The sequence below is a fragment of the Haloferax litoreum genome (assembly GCF_009674605.1).
Taxonomy (GTDB): domain Archaea; phylum Halobacteriota; class Halobacteria; order Halobacteriales; family Haloferacaceae; genus Haloferax; species Haloferax litoreum.
This window is the reverse complement of record NZ_WKJO01000001.1, coordinates 2,663,451-2,680,521: the sequence shown is the minus strand read 5'-3', so window position 1 is coordinate 2,680,521 and position 17,071 is coordinate 2,663,451. Positions and strand designations below refer to the sequence as shown.

Annotated in this window: 22 protein-coding genes; 11 read left to right on the top strand and 11 right to left on the bottom strand. The window is 62.0% G+C overall.

What is annotated here, in order from left to right; all coding sequences use genetic code 11:
* The first annotated feature begins 68 nt into the window (after positions 1 to 68).
* Positions 69 to 1,472, top strand: coding sequence for a small ribosomal subunit Rsm22 family protein (locus GJR96_RS13810; protein WP_151163459.1), 1,404 nt, complete (start codon positions 69 to 71; stop codon positions 1,470 to 1,472).
* A gap of 69 nt (positions 1,473 to 1,541) precedes the next feature.
* Entirely contained in the window at positions 1,542 to 2,333 is a 792-nt protein-coding gene (gene surE / locus GJR96_RS13805) for a 5'/3'-nucleotidase SurE (protein WP_151163458.1), read from the top strand.
* 12 nt (positions 2,334 to 2,345) lie between these two features.
* Here the strand turns inward: surE and GJR96_RS13800 are convergent, their stop codons facing one another.
* Positions 2,346 to 2,588 carry a hypothetical protein gene (locus GJR96_RS13800; RefSeq protein ID WP_151163457.1) on the bottom strand — a complete coding sequence of 81 codons (243 nt, stop codon included), beginning with the start codon at positions 2,586 to 2,588 and terminating at the stop codon, positions 2,346 to 2,348.
* Positions 2,589 to 2,691: 103 nt separating this feature from the next.
* On the opposite strand from GJR96_RS13800, the gene GJR96_RS13795 reads away from it, so the two are divergent.
* Together GJR96_RS13795 and GJR96_RS13790 are read left to right on the top strand one after the other, a co-directional pair.
* Positions 2,692 to 3,498, top strand: coding sequence for an aminoglycoside N(3)-acetyltransferase (locus GJR96_RS13795; RefSeq protein ID WP_151163456.1), 807 nt, complete (start codon positions 2,692 to 2,694; stop codon positions 3,496 to 3,498).
* A 109-nt stretch (positions 3,499 to 3,607) separates the two neighbouring features.
* Complete coding sequence (locus tag GJR96_RS13790) at positions 3,608 to 4,039, top strand: OsmC family protein (protein ID WP_151163455.1); 432 nt, start codon at positions 3,608 to 3,610, stop codon at positions 4,037 to 4,039.
* A gap of 17 nt (positions 4,040 to 4,056) precedes the next feature.
* On the opposite strand, the gene GJR96_RS13785 is transcribed toward GJR96_RS13790, so the two are convergent.
* The 5 genes from GJR96_RS13785 to GJR96_RS13765 form a co-directional block, all read right to left on the bottom strand.
* On the bottom strand, positions 4,057 to 4,653 hold the full coding sequence (locus tag GJR96_RS13785) for a LysE/ArgO family amino acid transporter (protein WP_225317743.1): 597 nt from the start codon (positions 4,651 to 4,653) through the stop codon (positions 4,057 to 4,059).
* A 138-nt stretch (positions 4,654 to 4,791) separates the two neighbouring features.
* Positions 4,792 to 5,220: an OsmC family peroxiredoxin gene (locus GJR96_RS13780; protein WP_151163453.1), complete on the bottom strand. Its 429-nt coding sequence runs from the start codon at positions 5,218 to 5,220 to the stop codon at positions 4,792 to 4,794.
* 101 nt (positions 5,221 to 5,321) lie between these two features.
* Positions 5,322 to 5,735 (bottom strand): carboxymuconolactone decarboxylase family protein, encoded by a 414-nt coding sequence (locus tag GJR96_RS13775; protein ID WP_151163452.1) that lies wholly within the window; start codon positions 5,733 to 5,735, stop codon positions 5,322 to 5,324.
* A gap of 301 nt (positions 5,736 to 6,036) precedes the next feature.
* On the bottom strand, positions 6,037 to 6,504 hold the full coding sequence (locus GJR96_RS13770) for a GNAT family N-acetyltransferase (RefSeq protein WP_151163451.1): 468 nt from the start codon (positions 6,502 to 6,504) through the stop codon (positions 6,037 to 6,039).
* Positions 6,505 to 6,579: 75 nt separating this feature from the next.
* Positions 6,580 to 6,762: a hypothetical protein gene (locus GJR96_RS13765; protein WP_151163450.1), complete on the bottom strand. Its 183-nt coding sequence runs from the start codon at positions 6,760 to 6,762 to the stop codon at positions 6,580 to 6,582.
* Between the two features lie 220 nt (positions 6,763 to 6,982).
* On the opposite strand from GJR96_RS13765, the gene GJR96_RS13760 reads away from it, so the two are divergent.
* Together GJR96_RS13760 and GJR96_RS13755 are read left to right on the top strand one after the other, a co-directional pair.
* Positions 6,983 to 7,228: an AbrB/MazE/SpoVT family DNA-binding domain-containing protein gene (locus GJR96_RS13760; RefSeq protein WP_151163449.1), complete on the top strand. Its 246-nt coding sequence runs from the start codon at positions 6,983 to 6,985 to the stop codon at positions 7,226 to 7,228.
* Positions 7,225 to 7,611, top strand: a complete 387-nt coding sequence (locus GJR96_RS13755; RefSeq protein WP_151163448.1) for a PIN domain-containing protein — start codon at positions 7,225 to 7,227, stop codon at positions 7,609 to 7,611. Before GJR96_RS13760 ends, GJR96_RS13755 begins: the two co-directional genes overlap by 4 nt.
* A 304-nt stretch (positions 7,612 to 7,915) precedes the next feature.
* On the opposite strand, the gene GJR96_RS13750 is transcribed toward GJR96_RS13755, so the two are convergent.
* Complete coding sequence (locus GJR96_RS13750; RefSeq protein WP_151163447.1) at positions 7,916 to 8,224, bottom strand: chorismate mutase; 309 nt, start codon at positions 8,222 to 8,224, stop codon at positions 7,916 to 7,918.
* Positions 8,221 to 9,090, bottom strand: a complete 870-nt coding sequence (locus GJR96_RS13745; protein ID WP_151163446.1) for a shikimate kinase — start codon at positions 9,088 to 9,090, stop codon at positions 8,221 to 8,223. Before GJR96_RS13745 ends, GJR96_RS13750 begins: the two co-directional genes overlap by 4 nt.
* A 197-nt stretch (positions 9,091 to 9,287) precedes the next feature.
* On the opposite strand from GJR96_RS13745, the gene GJR96_RS13740 reads away from it, so the two are divergent.
* Together GJR96_RS13740 and GJR96_RS13735 are read left to right on the top strand one after the other, a co-directional pair.
* Positions 9,288 to 9,716 (top strand): DUF5796 family protein, encoded by a 429-nt coding sequence (locus GJR96_RS13740; protein WP_151163445.1) that lies wholly within the window; start codon positions 9,288 to 9,290, stop codon positions 9,714 to 9,716.
* On the top strand, positions 9,716 to 9,952 hold the full coding sequence (locus GJR96_RS13735; protein ID WP_151163444.1) for a DUF7508 domain-containing protein: 237 nt from the start codon (positions 9,716 to 9,718) through the stop codon (positions 9,950 to 9,952). The genes GJR96_RS13740 and GJR96_RS13735 overlap by 1 nt, the downstream gene beginning before the upstream one ends.
* 38 nt (positions 9,953 to 9,990) lie before the next feature.
* Here the strand turns inward: GJR96_RS13735 and GJR96_RS18610 are convergent, their stop codons facing one another.
* A complete protein-coding gene (locus GJR96_RS18610) occupies positions 9,991 to 10,125 on the bottom strand; it encodes a DUF7128 family protein (protein ID WP_449271780.1) in 135 nt (44 codons plus the stop codon).
* A 78-nt stretch (positions 10,126 to 10,203) separates the two neighbouring features.
* On the opposite strand from GJR96_RS18610, the gene GJR96_RS13730 reads away from it, so the two are divergent.
* Complete coding sequence (locus GJR96_RS13730) at positions 10,204 to 12,381, top strand: CDC48 family AAA ATPase (RefSeq protein ID WP_151163443.1); 2,178 nt, start codon at positions 10,204 to 10,206, stop codon at positions 12,379 to 12,381.
* A gap of 64 nt (positions 12,382 to 12,445) precedes the next feature.
* Positions 12,446 to 12,763 carry a hypothetical protein gene (locus GJR96_RS13725; RefSeq protein ID WP_191965902.1) on the top strand — a complete coding sequence of 106 codons (318 nt, stop codon included), beginning with the start codon at positions 12,446 to 12,448 and terminating at the stop codon, positions 12,761 to 12,763.
* Positions 12,764 to 12,787: 24 nt separating this feature from the next.
* Here the strand turns inward: GJR96_RS13725 and GJR96_RS13720 are convergent, their stop codons facing one another.
* On the bottom strand, positions 12,788 to 13,495 hold the full coding sequence (locus GJR96_RS13720) for a class I SAM-dependent methyltransferase (protein WP_151163441.1): 708 nt from the start codon (positions 13,493 to 13,495) through the stop codon (positions 12,788 to 12,790).
* A gap of 250 nt (positions 13,496 to 13,745) precedes the next feature.
* Here GJR96_RS13720 and GJR96_RS13710 point away from each other — a divergent pair, with 250 nt between their 5' ends.
* A complete protein-coding gene (locus tag GJR96_RS13710; protein ID WP_058573775.1) occupies positions 13,746 to 14,135 on the top strand; it encodes a DUF7522 family protein in 390 nt (129 codons plus the stop codon).
* Between the two features lie 29 nt (positions 14,136 to 14,164).
* Here the strand turns inward: GJR96_RS13710 and GJR96_RS13705 are convergent, their stop codons facing one another.
* Positions 14,165 to 17,005: a DEAD/DEAH box helicase gene (locus tag GJR96_RS13705; RefSeq protein ID WP_151163440.1), complete on the bottom strand. Its 2,841-nt coding sequence runs from the start codon at positions 17,003 to 17,005 to the stop codon at positions 14,165 to 14,167.
* Between the last annotated feature and the right edge of the window lie 66 nt (positions 17,006 to 17,071).

Here is a 17,071-nt window from a genome sequence, read left to right as displayed (position 1 = left end):
ACGCCGCCGATGACCCCCGCGACTGCATTCCAACTGCGCCACCGCCACCCTCCAGAGTTCACCCGACGATGATAGACAGAGACGCCGTCCGCGACAACGCGAAGTATCTCAGAAACGTTCGCCCGATAGACCCCGACGAGATTGCCGAGTACATCGAAAGCGCCCCTCACCCGGCAGTCGTCAAACAGACGCTCCGCGAGGAAGCCTACGACTTGGGCCTCTTCGAGCGAGACGACGGAACGTTCGTCCCGACGAACCAGGACCCCGTGACGCCGCCGGGATGGTCTCCCGAGGCCTTCCCCGACGACTACTCGTTCGCCCTCGAAGACCTGCTTATCCAGCGGTACGGAGCGAACTGGCACGTCGGCGACGACGGTGACCGACTCCGTCAGCGCGTCCGGCAGTTGAAAGAGGACTACTACCGCGGGAATCCCGTCGAGTACGACGACGACGCCGCGTTGGGGTACGCCATCTACCACCTCCCGGACTACTACGCCGCTGTTGGCTACGTCCTCGACGACATCGCCGAAGGTGGCCTGCTCTCACGCAACGTACGCGTCCTCGACGTGGGCGCGGGAACCGGGGGTCCTGCGCTCGGCCTCCACGAGTACCTCCCCGACGACTCGATGGTCGACTACCACGCGGTCGAACCGAGCGCCTCCGCCGACGTCCTCGAACACATGCTCGGCGAGACACGCCGAAACTTCCGGACGACCATCCACCGCGAGACGGCAGAGGACTTCGAACCCACGGGCGAGTACGACTTCGTCGTCTTCGCGAGCGTCCTGAGCGAACTCGACGACCCCACCGCAGTCGTCCGGAAGTACCTCGACGTCCTCGCCGACGACGGGACCATCGTCGCCATCGCCCCCGCCGACCGAAACACGAGTATCGGTCTCCGCGAAGTCGAACGCGACGTTGCCCCCGCAGACGGCGACGTGACCGTCTACTCACCGACGCTCCGACTCTGGGATGGGTACGCGCCCTCGGACCGCGGATGGTCGTTCGACGTCAAACCCGACCTCGACGTCCCCGGTTTCCAGCGCCGACTCGACGAAGGCCGCGACGCCGAGGAGGACGAAGGGACGTTCGTCAACGTCGACGTACAGTACTCCTACAGCATCCTCCGAACCGACGGGAAACGGCGTCTCGACATCCGCGCGAACGCGGCACGGTTCGCGAAGATGGCGGAGATGGACAGACACGTCACCAACCGCATCGACCTGCTGGCGGTGAAACTCAGTCACGACCTCTCCGAAGGCAGAAACCAACTGTTCAAAGTCGGTGACGGGAGCGAGACGGTCGACCACTACGCAGTCCGAACCAACCCGACGGTCCTGAACGCCGACCTCGAAGACGCGGACTACGGGGACGTTCTCCTCTTCGAGAACGTGCTCGCCCTCTGGAACGACGACGAAGAAGCCTACAACCTCGTCGTAGACGGCGAGACGGTCGTCGATACCGTCGCGTAATTGGGAGACATCGGCAGCGAACCGAAATCGACGGGTGGCTTTTTGCGCGCTCCCTCCCGAGTCGAAGGCATGAGCAGACCCGCCATCCTCCTCACCAACGACGACGGTATCGAGAGCGTCGGCTTTCAGGCCCTCTACGATGCCCTCTCGGAGTTTGCCGACGTGACGGCCGTCGCCCCAAAAACCGACCAGAGCGCGGTTGGACGCAAGATGTCGTCGGACGCAGTCGTGGTCGAGCACGAACTCGGGTACGCGTTAGAAGGCACACCGGCCGACTGCACCGTCGCCGGATTAGAAGCTCTCTGTCCAGACGTGGACATGGTCGTCTCCGGCGTCAACAAGGGTGCGAACATCGGAGCGTACGTCCTCGGACGGTCGGGCACCGTCAGCGCCGCCGTCGAAGCGGCGTTCTTCGACGTGCCCGCGATTGCGCTGTCGATGTACGTTCCACCGGGAGGTGACGTACCGTGGCACGAGAAAGCGAGCGACCCGCGTGACTTTCGGGAGGCGACGCGCGCCGCCTCGTATCTCGTCAAGCACGCGGAATCCGCCGGCGTGTTCGAGCAGTGCGATTACCTGAACGTCAACGCGCCGATGCCCAACCCGGACGGAGAACCCGCCGACATGCGGGTGACGTATCCATCGGAGATGTACGACATGACCGCGGAGTACGAGAACGGAACCGTGCGGCTTCACGACCGTGTCTGGGAACGGATGCAGTCCGGCGACATCCCCGACCCCGAAGGGACCGACCGTCGGGCCGTCGTCGATGGTCACGTGTCGGTTTCGCCGCTGACCGCACCACACACGACGCACCACCACGAAGCACTCGACGCACTCGCCGAGACGTACATCGACTGAGTTCGGGGTCACTCAGGCGGTTCGGCTGTCCGCCAGTACCTTGTACGTAATTGCGACTAGCCCACTGAACAGTGCGAGTCCTCCTGCGAGAAAGGCGAAGACGGCGAGGATGAACATCATCCCGAAACTGTAGCTACTGAACGCGAATCCGGCGAACGTCAACGAGAGCCATCCGCCGAGGACGACAGCGAAGAGCGTGAGCATGCTGTCTTCGGTCGCGTATCGGAGGGCCACACGAGCGGAGAGGTCAGACATATTCCTCTCGTCTCGATGACGATTTATCGATGTTTCGTTCTCTCGACCACCCATCAACTCGCCAATGAGAAAGCTCATGCCGGACCCCCATCTCGCTGATTCTATGACAGAAGCAGACGCCATCGAGGCGGTCGACAAACCGGGTACTGTCACGTCTCTGGTCTCCGACTTTCGTGACCTCGGTATCGACGCCGGCGACACCCTCCTCGTCCACTCGTCGTTGCGCTCGCTTGGGTGGGTCGCCGGTGGCCCACAAGCAGTCGTCGACGCCCTCCAGACCACGCTCACCGAAGACGGAACGCTCGTCATGCCGACGTTCACCGGGCAGTACACCGACTCGGCGACGTGGGAACAGCCGCCGGTTCCCGACGAGTGGGTCCAGATAATCCGTGAGTCGATGCCGCCGTTCCGCCCCGACGTGACGCCGACGCGCATGATGGGCGCGATTCCAGAGTGTTTCCGGAACTACCCTGACGTGGTCCGAAGCGAACACCCGACCAACTCGTTCGCCGCGTGGGGTGCTGAGGCAGACGACATCGTCGGTGACCACGGACTCGACTACGGCCTCGGAGAGGAGTCACCGCTCGCTCGAATCTATGAGCGTGGTGGGAAGGTGTTACTCCTCGGCGTCGGCCACGACAACAACACCTCGCTCCACCTCGCAGAGTACCGCGCCGACTTCGAGAAAGAACACGTCCAGTCAGCGGCACCCCTTCTCCGAGACGGCGAGCGAGTCGTCTTCGAGTACGAGGACATCGAAATCGATACCGAAGACTTCGAAGCAGTCGGTGCCGACTTCGAGTCCCAGGTCGGACTCACCGAGGGGCCAGTCGGAGCGAGTACGGCTAAACTGATGGCTCAACCCGAACTCGTCGACTTCGCCGTCGACTGGTTCGACGCGAATCGCTGAGTAGGTCGGCGCGAACCACTGAGCGGGCCGACGCAAACCACCGATTGGTGACCGAATCGCCTGTCACGGCTAAGGTTGTCGTCACCGTACTGGCCGTTGGAGACTGTCCATGTGTGCCAACCATCTGGAGACGACGTCGGTCGAAGGGTCACGAATCGACGCCGAAGCGATGCGGTTCGAGACGTCCACCGGGAATCGATTCACTATCGGCGACGATGGGTCACCGAGCGAGTACCTGCTCGGGTCGCTTGCGGCCTGCTACAACCACGTCGGGCACGTCGTCGCCGACGAGATGGGCCTCGAACTCACCGACCTAGTGGTCACTGTCGAAGCAGACACTGACCCGCGCGGGGACGATGGAGCCGCGTCAGGGTTTCGAGAGATTCGCGTCTCGCTCGACGCCGATACCGATGCAGACGACGAGACAGTTGCCGAGTGGTTCCAGACCACCGAAGCGCGCTGTCCCGTCTGCGACACCATCTTCGAAGCGACGCCATCGATTACTGCGGTACGTAACCGCCACGACAGCGACCGGACGTGACCGATGCCGCGGCGTGGCTACACCGCACTCCCCAACGCGACGAGGCCGAACCCGGCGATGACGACACCAGCGAGTTGGTTCACGCGCCGCATCACCGAGGGGGTGAACCGCGTTCGGAAGAGACTCACGCCGGTACTCAGGGCGAACCACCAGAGCGCAGACCCCGTAAACACGCCAGCGACGAGGACGGTGGCGTCCAGATAGTCGCCCGAGATACCGACTCCTAGCCCGGCGAAGATGCCGACGAACGCGAGAATCGTCACCGGGTTCGTTATCGTCAACAGAAACGTCGACACGTAGTCCTGACCGAGCGTCCGCACGTCGGACGTGGACGCCGCCGCCTCCGCAGGTTCGGCCCGAAACGATTGCACTCCAAGGTACAAGAGCAACACCCCACCGCCGAGACGAATCGCAGTCTGGTAGTCCAAGAGAAGCGACGAGAGTGCCGTGATGCCGAACCCGGCGATTGTTCCGTAGACGGCGTCCGCAGACGCCGCTCCGAGGCCACTGACGAAGCCAGATGGCCTCCCCTTAGAGAGTGTTCGCTGAATACACAGGACGCCGATTGGGCCGACCGGTGCCGCAATCGAGACGCCGAGAACGATGCCCTGCAACAAAATTTCGGTTGTCGTCGTTAATACAGGTCACCTCGTTGCAGTCCCGACGGACCGTCGTGTGATAACCGTTCTGTATGCGAACTGTACCCTCGTCTGTGACTGTGCGATAGAAAAAGCGTCAGTCTGGTCGCGGCCTTAGCTGACCAGCGTCGCGTCGAGCGTGATTTCCGGGCCTGCGAGCGCTTTCGAGACCGGACAGGTCTCTTTGGCCTGCTGGGCAATCTCCTCGAACGTCGCTTCGTCGATGTCGGGGATGTCCGCTTCCAGCGTCAGGTCGATTTGCGGAATCTCGAAGCCACCACCGTCTGCGGGGCGGAGGTGAACGTCTGCAACCGTGTGAAGTTCGTTCGCTGTGTAGCCCTCACCTTCGAGGAGTGCCGTCAGTTGCATGCAGAAACACCCGGAGTGAGCCACTCCGATTATCTCTTCTGGGTTCGTCCCCGCTTCGTCCTCGAAGCGGGTCGGGAACGTCAGCGTTCCTTCGATTTCGCCGCTCTCGGTCGTGAAGTCACCACGTCCGTCCTTTCCACCTGTCCACGTCGTCTCGGCTTGTTTAACGGGCATTCCACCAGTACCATGGGGTTCCACCAGTATGGAAATACCGGCGGAATCACACGTTCAGGTCGACAAAAATTGTCACGTATCCGTGTCTGCCAGACGGATACTCAGTCGTCAGCGCTCATCTGTGATTCGAGGTGTTCGGCCATCCGGGCGAACTCGTCCTCGAACGTGTCGAGGTCGTAGTCCTGTCCGTGGATGATGGCGCTGTATCGCGCGGTCCAACTGGAGAGGAAAGCAATCTCTTTGAGTTCCTCGTCGGTCGCACCGTGCATCTTCGCTGCCTGTTTGTGGAAGTGCTGGCAGTACGGACACTTGATGTTCGCCGCGATGGCGAGTCCGATCAGTTCCTTGTACTTCGGTGGAATCGCAGTCTCTTCGAAGGCGTGTCGCTTGAAGTTCGGCCACTCGTTGACGAGGTCTTCGTCGTTGAGTTCCCAAAAGCCCGGAACAAACCCGAGTGTCTCTTCGATGTCGTCGCGGGTTTGTTCGACCGCGTCCCCCTCAGATGTCGTTGCCATAGTCTCGTTCTCCCGATGATTCCGGCGAACACGACCTGAGCGCCCCATTCGATAGTCGAATCGAGACCGTGTTCGCTGGAATCAGGGTACTGTTTTTTGGCGGCCCTATTAAATGTCACTAAAAATAGTTATATTTAATAATTTACCACTCTGCCGTGTGTCACAATCGACTGTAAGTGTCCGCATTCGGAGTTATATCACTTGCAAACGGTCGTGGGAGGGTGGTTCTCCTCGACGGCTTCGGGACTCCCCCTGAGAAGGAGTCTCCGACTTCCTCCGGTGGGCCACGGGCTTGGCTGAGTTAGTCTACCTGCTGGACGAACGTGACCTGCTTCTCTTCGAATCCTGTCTCACGATAGAACCGCCTCGCTCCGTCGTTGTGCCACTCACAGGAGACTTTGAGGTGGTCACAGTCGTTTGCCCGAGCGAGTTCTTTGACCTGTGAGACCACCGCACTGCCGTACCCCTGATTTCGGTATCCTTCTTCGACGAACAAGTTGACGATGCGCACGTATCTCGTGAACTCGCGAGAGGGGTGTTCACCCTCTGCAAGCGTGAGAAAGCCAATCGTCTCACCAGCCTCTTCGACGAGATAGTCGGTGATATCGTCGCGTTCGAAGTGCCTCTCGAATCCGTCTTCGGGGACGTCGCCGACGCTGTCGTACGAGAGCGTGTTGAACTCGGAGTACTGTTCCATGCCCGACGCGAGGGCGTACCAGTATTCGATGAGAACGTCGATGTCGTCTGTCGTTGCCTCGGTGAGTTGCATGTGTCGTGAGTCTCGTGTATGGTCGTCACACCGAACCTATCTATCTGTTGCCGAGAACGCACCGGGCGACGCTACTCACCGATAATTCAACCCAACACCGACTCCAGTCCCGATAGCCAGACCGATTATCAGACCTCCCGCTAGATTATCGAACACGAGGCCCAGTGCGACGCCGACACTCAGACCAATAGCGATTCCCACTCCGATTGCATCCTCGTCGAGTTCTCTCTCGCCGCTACCGTCCTCGTCGTGACTCATCCAATGCGATGACGTAGACTCTCTACATAGCCTTTATCCGGAACGACGCATCGTTCTCCGTTACACGTTCCTTGGACTCTTCGATGTGCTACCGATTCTGGCGTTGCTCAGCCTTGTTTAGGAAGCTGAAATTTCGCATAAATTGTCACAAGTCCTTTTTCGTACCATAGAATTCAATATAATGGTAAAATTCAATTCTCGCGCCATCGTAGTTCATCGTATGTCAGCAGAGACGGACCGACAGGGGCGACTGTACATCCCCAAAGAGGTGCGGGAAAAATACGGAGAGAAGTATCACATCGTGACGTACGAAGACAGAATCGAACTCATCCCGGTCGCAGACGACCCGCTCGCTGCCGTCCGTGAGGCAGCAGGTGACCTCCGTGATGCGTCCATCGAAGAGATACGAGAAAGCGTCGAATCAGAGGCGAAAGCCGACGCCCGAGAGAAGGACAGCGATAGATGACGGTGTACGTCGAGACGGACTTCTTACTCGCACTCGCCAAAGACTCAGATTGGTTGCAGGGGTCAGCAGAAGAAGCGCTCGACGAGTACGAGGTCGAAACGTCGGCGTTCTCGTATCTCGAACTCGTCCTCGCCCGAGAACGCTACGAGTTCGACTTCGTTCCACTCGTGGCGAACTTGCTCGAACTCGTTCCTGTCCAAGACGAAGAAGAGAAACAAATCGTCCTGAAGGGCGTCAACTACTACGACGAAGGGATGACACCGTTCGACGCGTTCCACGCCGCGACAGCGGAGACACGAGGCATGGACGTACTCTCGTCAGAGAAAGACTACGAGGACATAGACGTGTCGAGAATTCCACTGGAGCCGACCGACGAGGAGTGAGTTTGACTCAACTCACTGCCGAGCTACGTTATAAACCAATACGACAACGACCAGTTCGGCGAAGAGGCCTGTGAAGAAGAAATTCGCCACTACACCTTCTGATTTGAGTATGTAATCGATGCCGGCGTACGAAGTGATCCCTTGGCCAATCATCGGCCAGAACCAGAGAAAGGCCCAAACCGGGATACCGACGATGATTCCCAACTGTTGAAGTGTACGGAGAAAGTCGGATTGGTCCCTCGTCTTCGAGTCGGTCATCTCTGCCAAACCGTTTCGTGGGAGGACAACAATGACTTCGTCAGAATCAACGATTCTGCCGCTGTTCTGCCTTGTTTATCTCGATGAGCAATCGGAAAATCGCCTTCACGAGGTTCGAATCCACTTCGAAGTGGTCGGCGTTCTCACCGGCACGTTCCATCACACGTTCTTCTTGTGATTCGTCGGTCGTCGGGAGGTTCTGTTCGGCTTTGACCTGCGCCACCGCGTCGGCGACGTAGGTTCGGCGAGCGATGAGTTCGACGATGCCACGGTCGATATCTTCTATCTCCTCGCGGAGTTCGTCGAGGGTCATGTCCTGAATCGATTCGCCTGCATCTGCGGTGTCGTCTGTCATAGGATTCGTGCTCCGTCGGTTCGGGTGGTGGTCAGTCGTGTCTCGCCGTCGCGGGCGTCCCACAGGTCCTTGACCCGTTCGAGGTCGTCGCGGTCACCGACTGCGACGACACTCGGGCCGGTTCCCGAGAGTGAGACGCCCTCGGCGATGGGCATCGCTTCGACGGCGGGGTCAGTCGGGAAGTCCAGCGCGGCCGAGAAGGCGAGGCCATTGACCGTCATCGCCTCGGCGTAGCGCCCTTCGAGGGCGAGTTCTGCGACGAGGTTCGCCATCGAGGCCACATCCTCACAGCGGGAGACGTCGGCATCGGCGCTGTACGCGCGTTCCGGCGGCGTCCAGACGAGGACGTCCCAGTCGAGTTCGTCGCGGACGACGAGTTCGTCGTCGGCGTTGTCGGTGACGACGACGCCACCGAGCATAGATGCGGCGGCGTCGTCGAACGCCCCGGTGACGGTGACGCCAACCTCGCGGGCCGCGCGGACGCCGAGTCGGCAGGCGTCGATGCGCGAGATGTCGTCGTCGGGTGCGGGGCCGAGCGATGCACCGACGGCGTCGAGCGCGGCGAGAACTGTCGCGTTCGCGGCGGCGCTGGAACTCTTGAGACCCGCGGCCATCGGTACGTCGCTCTCGGTCTCGACAGTCCCACCTTCGCCGTCGCCGAACTCCTCGACGACGAGTTCGACACAGCGCTCGATGAGTCGCGTGTCGGCGTCCGGTGCCTCCGCGATGGCCCCGCGAACGCGGTCTGTGTCGTCCAACTCGACCGTCGCGGTGGTCTCTGCGTCGATGGCGAACGCGGAGCCAGTGCCCGTCGCGAGGGCGTTCAAGACGGTTCCCGCTCCGAGGGCGGTGGCTCGGCCGTGCATATCTCTACCGAAACGAGCGAAGAGAAAGAAGTGGCGGTCGGTGCCATATCGACCGGTGTCGAGTCGGCGACGACGGGTGCCGCCGCGGGACCAGCCGCGGGCCATCGATGCCGACACGTCAGGTATCCACCCACACTCGCGTCGATTCGATGGGTGGTATCGCGTCCCTTTTCACCACTCCGGCGTTATCGCGTGGTATGAGCGCCCGGAACGACATCGCCCCGAGTACGCTCGGCATCGAACTCCACGACTACGGCGTCGAAGTCGAGTACATCGACAATCGGACGACAGTCTACCGAGGTGTTCCCGAGGCGATTACGGACACGCTGAGCACCCCGCCCAGCAAGGAAGTACACGTCCTCGTCACCGACCCGACGGAGACGGAAGGCGTGATGATGTACGTCAACGACCTCAAGACGCACGACGACGTGCTCGAATCGAGCGGTGTCGGCCGCGTCATCCTCGCAGAGGGTGAGGAAGAAGAACTGTTCCCGGGCGTCGTCGTCCGCCGCATCCCCGGCCACCGATTCGAAATCGACGCAGACCCGGAGGTGGCACGTGGCCGCGTGTTCGTCTTCGTCGAAGACGACTGGAGCGAAGACGCCTACGAGTTCGTCGCCGAGTGATGCTCCGAAAACGCTGGGAACCACTGGAGAAGCGGACTATCGGGAACGCACCCGAAGCCTACGGCTACTACGAACTCGGCGATGCCGATGGTGAACTCGTCGGCCGCGGCGTCGGCGTCCTCCGCGACGAACTGAAAGAAGCCCTCGCGTACGGCGACGCTGAGCGAGTCCGATGGGAACGAGCGACGTCGCTCGACCACGCCGAACGAATCGCCGCAGAACACGACCCGGAGTAGTCACTAACAGTCGAGATACGCCGTGCCCCGTGCGCTCACTATTGTAAGTACGACGGGCTATCGGTGTCGCAGTTTCTCTCGTGCGCCTCGGCGTCTGACCTGACGTCGAACAGCATCTCACATTCTTCGCACTGGAACCACGTCTCCCCGTCTTTTTCCGTCGTGGTCACCATGCGTAGAGCTATCACACGAACCCGGAAAACGGTTACCCCGGGCGAACGCTCAAGGCTCGACGTGCCGAACGCACTGCTATGACAGAAGACGGGGTGACGCTCGTGGTCCGTGCCGCCGAAAAGCGCGACGCGGGACGCGGCATCGCCCGCCTCCCTGAAGCGGCACGCCGCGAACTCAGCGTATTGAGTGGTGAGACAGTCGTCATCGAAGGGAGTCGTGAGACGGTCGCCAAGATGTGGCCCGCCCGCCCCGGTGCCGACGCCGGTGAGATTCTCGTCGACGCCGACACGCGGGCGAACGCCGGCGTGAAAATCGGCGACAGCGTCCGCGTCAGGAAGATAGACGTCGACGACGCGAAGTCGGTGACACTCGCCGGACCCAGCGCGTTCGAGCGAACGAGCGTCAGCCGTGAGACCATCGAAGAGGTGGTAAAGTCAGAGATTCGGAATCGTCCCCTCAGAGCCGGTGACCGAGTCCGTGTCGAGCGACTCGGTGGTGCTGCCCTCGTCGTGAGCGAGACACGACCGGGAGGCGTCGTTCGCATCACCGACGCCACGAGCGTGACCGTGACGGCCGAAGAGTCGAAGGGTGCGAGCGAGACGGTCCGAGACGCGGTCAAGAGAGTGGCTGGAGCCGATACCGAGGGGAGTCGCGGGCGCGCAACGGGTGTGACGTACGAGGACATCGGCGGACTCGACGACGAACTCGAACTCGTTCGCGAGATGATAGAACTTCCGCTCTCGGAACCCGAAGTGTTCGCACACCTCGGTATCGAACCACCGAAAGGCGTCCTCCTGCACGGTCCACCGGGAACGGGCAAGACACTTATCGCGAAAGCCGTCGCCAACGAAGTCGACGCGACGTTCATCACGATTTCGGGACCCGAAGTCCTCTCGAAGTACAAAGGTGAGTCAGAAGAGAAGCTCCGCGAGGTGTTCAAAGAGGCCCGCGAGCGCTCGCCGAGTATCATCTTCTTCGACGAAATCGACTCCATCGCGGCGAAGCGCGACGACGGCGGCGACGTGGAAAACCGCATCGTCGGCCAACTCCTCTCGCTCATGGACGGCCTCGACGCCCGCGGCGACGTGGTCGTCATCGGCGCGACGAACCGGGTCGATAGCCTCGACCCTGCCCTCCGACGTGGTGGTCGATTCGACCGCGAGATAGAGATTGGCGTCCCGAACATCGCCGGTCGCCGCGAGATTCTCGACGTGCACACCCGACAGATGCCGCTCGCGGACGACGTGGACATCGACCGCCTCGCGTCTCGGACGCACGGGTTCGTCGGTGCCGACCTCGAATCGCTGGCGAAGGAAGCGGCGATGACGGCCCTCCGTCGCTCCCGCCGGACCGGTGATGGCGTGTCAGTCTCCGAGATGACGGTGACGCGCGCCGACTTCGAGTCGGCGATGGCGTCGGTGGAACCCTCTGCGATGCGCGAGTACGTCGCCGAGCAACCGACCAAGGGATTCGAGGCCGTCGGCGGCCTCGACGACGTGAAACGGACGCTCGAACGCGCCGTCACGTGGCCGTTGATTTACGCACCGCTCTTCGAGGCGGCGGCGACTGACCCGCCGACCGGACTGCTCCTCTACGGCCCGCCGGGGACGGGGAAGACGCTTCTCGCACGCGCTATTGCCGCCGAGAGCGAAGTCAACTTCATCCACGTCGCCGGGCCCGAACTCCTCGACAGATACGTCGGTGAGTCCGAGAAGTCCGTCCGCGAAGTGTTCGACAGGGCACGGCAAGCCGCACCGAGCATCCTCTTCTTCGACGAGATAGACGCGTTGGCGACGAACCGGGACAGTATGGGGTCCGACTCCGGCGTGACGGAACGCGTCGTCTCACAACTCCTGACCGAGATGGACAACGCCGCCGACAACCCGAACCTCGTCGTCCTCGCGGCGACGAACAGACGAGACGCCCTCGACCCGGCACTCCTCCGCCCCGGACGACTGGAGACCCACGTCGAAGTGCCCGCACCCGACATCGAGGCCCGGCGTGCCATCCTCGACGTTCATATCCGGGACAAGCCACTCGGTACCGATATCGACCTGAACGACGTGGCCGCCCACATGGACGGCTACTCCGGTGCGGACGTCGCTGCAGTCTGCCGTGAGGCGGCACTACGAGCAATCCAGGACGTCGCCGATGCCTACGAGGGCCCGGCCGCGAACGACCACGCCGACGAGATTCTCATCACTCGTGAGCACTTCGACGCGGCACTCGTGTCCGTCTCGCCGACGCTCTCCTGACAGGCGAGATTATCAGGTCTCACGACCTATTGCGTTGCATGTTCACATGCAACAGAGGTGTGTCGTGAACGCGGCGTGGCGGCGAAAAGTCCGCCGCGAGTTGGACGCACTCACAGGTGGGCCACTCTCTGCGGGGTGGTGGTTCACGAAAGCGGGTCTCCGCGTCGCGTTCGCCGAGGTCATCTTCATGTTCCTCGTGCTGATGAACAGCGATGCGGACGCGATTTTGGCGGTCAACGCCGGTGAATCGTCGGTTCTCTCGCTCTTCGTCCTCGTCTTGACGACGCCCGAGTACCTCGTCATCGCGGCTATCGTCTTCGTCGTCGCACTCCTGTTGCCGTTTCTCCCGCGGCGTAATCAGGCGACGAATCGGTGGGAGTAGCGGGCCTGCTCCCCACGCGCCGAGTCACCGAAGTCGCGCCCGGTAGTAACTCGATTCGGGGTGCGAGTAGTGTACGCCTTGGACGTCGAGTCCGACGGTGTTCGCGACATCTCGAAGACGGTCCGGCGAGACGAGTAAAAAGTCGAGGTCAGGCCCTCGCAACCCACCGTATTCGACGTGGAACTGACGGCGCGCGAGGCCGGGACGTGAGTCGGGTCGGTACCCAAAGAACTGCGTGGAGTCGATTCGGTGGGGGTCGTAGGAATCCACGACGAGTTCACCCGTCGAAGTGGTGCGTTCGTCGAGTGAGGCGAGCAGGTCAGTGAGGCCGTCGATAGTCCGTGCGAGGCCGATTTGTGTCCCAATCGCGAGCACTGTCTCGAATCGCCCGAATTCGACCGCTGGGGCGAACATGTCACCCACGAATGCGGCCTCGACACCGCGTTTCCGCGCCGTGCGAACTGCGTTCGGACTCACGTCGAACGCGACGACGTCGCCGCGTCTCTGGACGGCGAGTGCGTGCTGTCCCGCACCGCATCCAACGTCGAGCACGGGCGTCCGAAGCGAATCCACGAATTCCCACTTCTCGTCGGGCCAGCGCTCCTCGGGGACGAGATAGTGCTCGTAGATGGAGGCGTCGCCGACGTCCGCACCGTCGTGGTAGACGCAAGGTGCACGCAGACACCCACGAAACCTATCGAGCATCGCCAGTCCGAGCGCGTCGTCGGGCATGACAACGAGACAGTCGGGATTGTGTCAGATAACGTTGGTGAGCTAGTCGGTAGCGACAGACATGCTACTGAGTCCGAGCCACGTCTCTCGGGAGGATATCCACGAATACGGCGTCGAAGAACTCATTCGGCGAGAGCGTGACTACCGCGACGCCTACTCGTCGGACTGAGACGACTCCGTCTTCGGACACCGGTCACGTCACCTGCCGGATGCGCCGCCTATTTGTCACTCGGTCACACACCGAAAGGCAATGTCAAATCTCCTCCCCGAGGAAGCACAGGAAAAACTGATTTCGACGTGTCGTGCCGCCGCCGGCGACAGTCTCCGTTCGCTGACGTACTTCAACCGATTCGACTACCTGCAGGTGTACCTCCGCGACGACCTCGAACAGGAGGCCGACCTCAACTCCTTCATCGGAAACGAGTGGCACGACTTCAAGATGACGCAGGACGCTTACCGCGGGTCCGAACTCGGCGACTACCAGTACACGATTCGCGTGTTCGAAAACGGCTATCTCGTCCGTATCACCCTCGAAGACTTCGGCGTGTTCGTCACGACAGACGGCATCACGATGCAGGACTTCGAGGCGCTCAGAACCGCCGTCACGACGATTCTCGAAGAGTGGGCGATAGCGGAGTAAAGCGCACCTAGCGGCGTGTCGAAGACGACTCAGTCCCAGAACGACTGTGTCCGCGCGTACTCGCGTTCTCGTTCGAGGATGTCGCGGTAGAAGTCGTCGTCGTCCTCTCGGAGTTTGTTGATGATGCGCGCCGCGTTGTGCGGGCCGACACCCCGCGCAGCGAGGGCGATGACCGCCTTCTTCCCGTGGGCCTGCACCAGACTCGCCGACCGATACGCCCGCTTCGTGAGGCGTTCTTGTTCGTCATCTTTCTCCGTCGCGCGAACTGCCTTCACCGTCTCGTCGTCCCACAGGTTGAGCGCCGCAATCCGCGTCGCGCCGCACTTCGGACACTCCGGTGGGTCGCGGACGCGTTCGACCTTCGTCTTCCGCGTCCACTCCTTGCAGTGGAGACACGCGAGCAACACGCGGTCGTTCTGAATCCGGTCCCGAATCGTCTCGATGACGCTCGCGTCGGCGTTCTCGGGCACGAGTAAATCAGTCCCAGATCCGCGACCACCGGTTCCGATTGGCGTCGGTTCGCGGGCGACGACGACTTCCACGTCACCGTCGCGGAGTCGCCGGAGGAGTTCGACCGTATCGTCGACGGCCAGGTCGGTGTGGAACACTTCTCTGACCGCTTCGTCGTAGACCGGCGTGTCTTCGAGTGCGGCGAGCAGTCGGTCACCGCCGAACCGGCCCTTCCCCTGCCAGCGTTTGAGCGCCCCGAACTTCGCGGCGACCTGCGCGAGCGTGAACTTCAGCGAGTCGGACCGCTTGAGTGCGAGTTCGAGGAGTGCTTCGACGTGTTCGGGGTCTGTCTCGCGGAGCACCTCCGCGAACGTCGTCGGACTGACCTTCCCCGGTACGTCGAACTCGACTCGGTAGGGGTCGACCTCCATCCCGACAGACGACCCGGTTCGTTGCCCGATGAGCGCCGACAGGAGTCGACCGAGCGTCTCGTTCACCCGATGGCCGTAACAGGAGTTCAGCGTCACGTTTCTGGGCGACCCTTCGAGGACGAGGCGGTCTGCCGTCGGAATCGGTGCTCCCGTCTCCACCTGTCGCTCGATGGGACCGAGTGCCGTCGAGACAGTCGCCGCGTCGGTCGGGTATCGCTGAGCGATGTCGCGAGCGACGTCGTCGCGGTCCGCACCCGATTCGAACTGCGGTGCCGCCACGTCGCGGAGTTCGCCGACTTCACCGGCGACTGGAGCAGGGACCGGAATCTCCGACCCGACCCACGACGGCACCTCGCCACCGGGGTCCTCTATCGGCGAGACGTTGACGCGGGCCTCGTCGTCGTCGACGTCGTTGACGCGCCACATCTCGCCACGCTGGATGAACGTCGCGCCCGGCGAGGCGAAGTTGAGGACGAACTTCTCGTCGAGCGTGCCGATTTGCCGGCGCGAGGACATGTCGTGGACGTCGTACGTCTCCTCGTCGGGAATCATCGAGAGGTTCGCGTAGAAGTACTGCCACGTGCCGCTCGACTTTTCGAGGAGGTCTTTGTCTTCGTCCAACCAGAGCAACCGGTTCTGCGAGAGTTCGCGGACGACGGCACGGAAGTCGTCTTCCGACAGGTCGCGGAAGGGGTACGCCCGCGTGATGAGTTCGTACGTTCGCCGGGCGGACACGTCGCCGTAGTCCATGACGACGCCGACGATTTGGTTGGCGACAGTATCGAGACTTCCGTGGTGAACGCGGGCGGGTTCGACCGCTCCCGACTCCGCGCGGCGGGCGATTGCGAGTGCTTCGAGCGTGTCGTCTGGGTGGTCGGTGACGATGGTCCCGCGGGAGACGACGCCGAGTCTGTGCCCGGCACGGCCGACACGCTGGAGGAGTCGGGAGACTTCGCGAGGACTGTTGTACTGGACGACGTGGTCGACTCGGCCAACGTCGATGCCAAGTTCCATCGACGAGGTGCAGATGAGTGCGTCCAACTCGCCTGCTTTGAACCGGTCTTCGACGTCGATACGAACGTCCTTCGAGAGCGACCCGTGGTGAACTTCGATTGGGTCGTCGAGGGCTTTGAACCTCGACCCGAGTGCCTCGGCGGTCTGTCGGGTGTTGACGAAGACGAGGACTGATTCGTGCGTCCGGACGATATCGCGTATCGTCCGGACGTGACTCGCTATCTCGGGGTCTGTCGCGAGTCGACCGGCGAGTCGTTCGTCTTCGTTCGTCACCTCGGGGCGGACCACGTCGAACTCGACGCGATTGTCCACGTCGACTTCGATGATTTCGAACGCTCGGTCCCCAGTCAGGAACTTGCCGACTTCGGTAGGCGACCCGACGGTGGCCGAGAGGCCGATTCGCTGGAACGGTCCCGCGAGTTCTCGCAGGCGTTCGAGCCCGATAGTCAACTGCGCCCCGCGCTTCGCCGACGCGAGTTCGTGAACCTCGTCGACGACGACGTGGTGGACGTCTGAGAGCGCTTTCCGCAACTTCTTGCCGGTGAGCATCGCCTGCAACGTCTCGGGCGTCGTCACCAACACGTCCGGTGGGTCGTTGGCCTGCTTCTGTCGCTGGTACTGCGTAGTGTCGCCGTGTCGAACGTCGATGTCGATATCGAGCACCTCACCCCACCAGTCGAGGCGTTCGCGCATGTCGCGGTTGAGCGCCCGCAGGGGCGTGATGTAGAGCGCCGAGATACCGAATCGGTCCTCGGCGTCGCTGATAGCCGAGAAGACTGGCAACATCGCGGTCTCTGTCTTTCCGGTCCCAGTCGGCGCGATGATGAGGCCGTTCTTCCCGGCGGCGAGTGGTGGAATCGCCCGACGCTGTGGCTCTGTTGGCGTCGAAAACCCACGCTCCGAGAGCGCCGCACGGACCGGCGACGAGAGCGTCGTGAACGCGTCCATTCCGGCGGCGGCCTCGCCGTCTGGCATCGCCCGAGGTTACGGTTCGAGGCTATTGAGCACACCGCTCGGGGCGGCCACAGCCGGATGATTCAT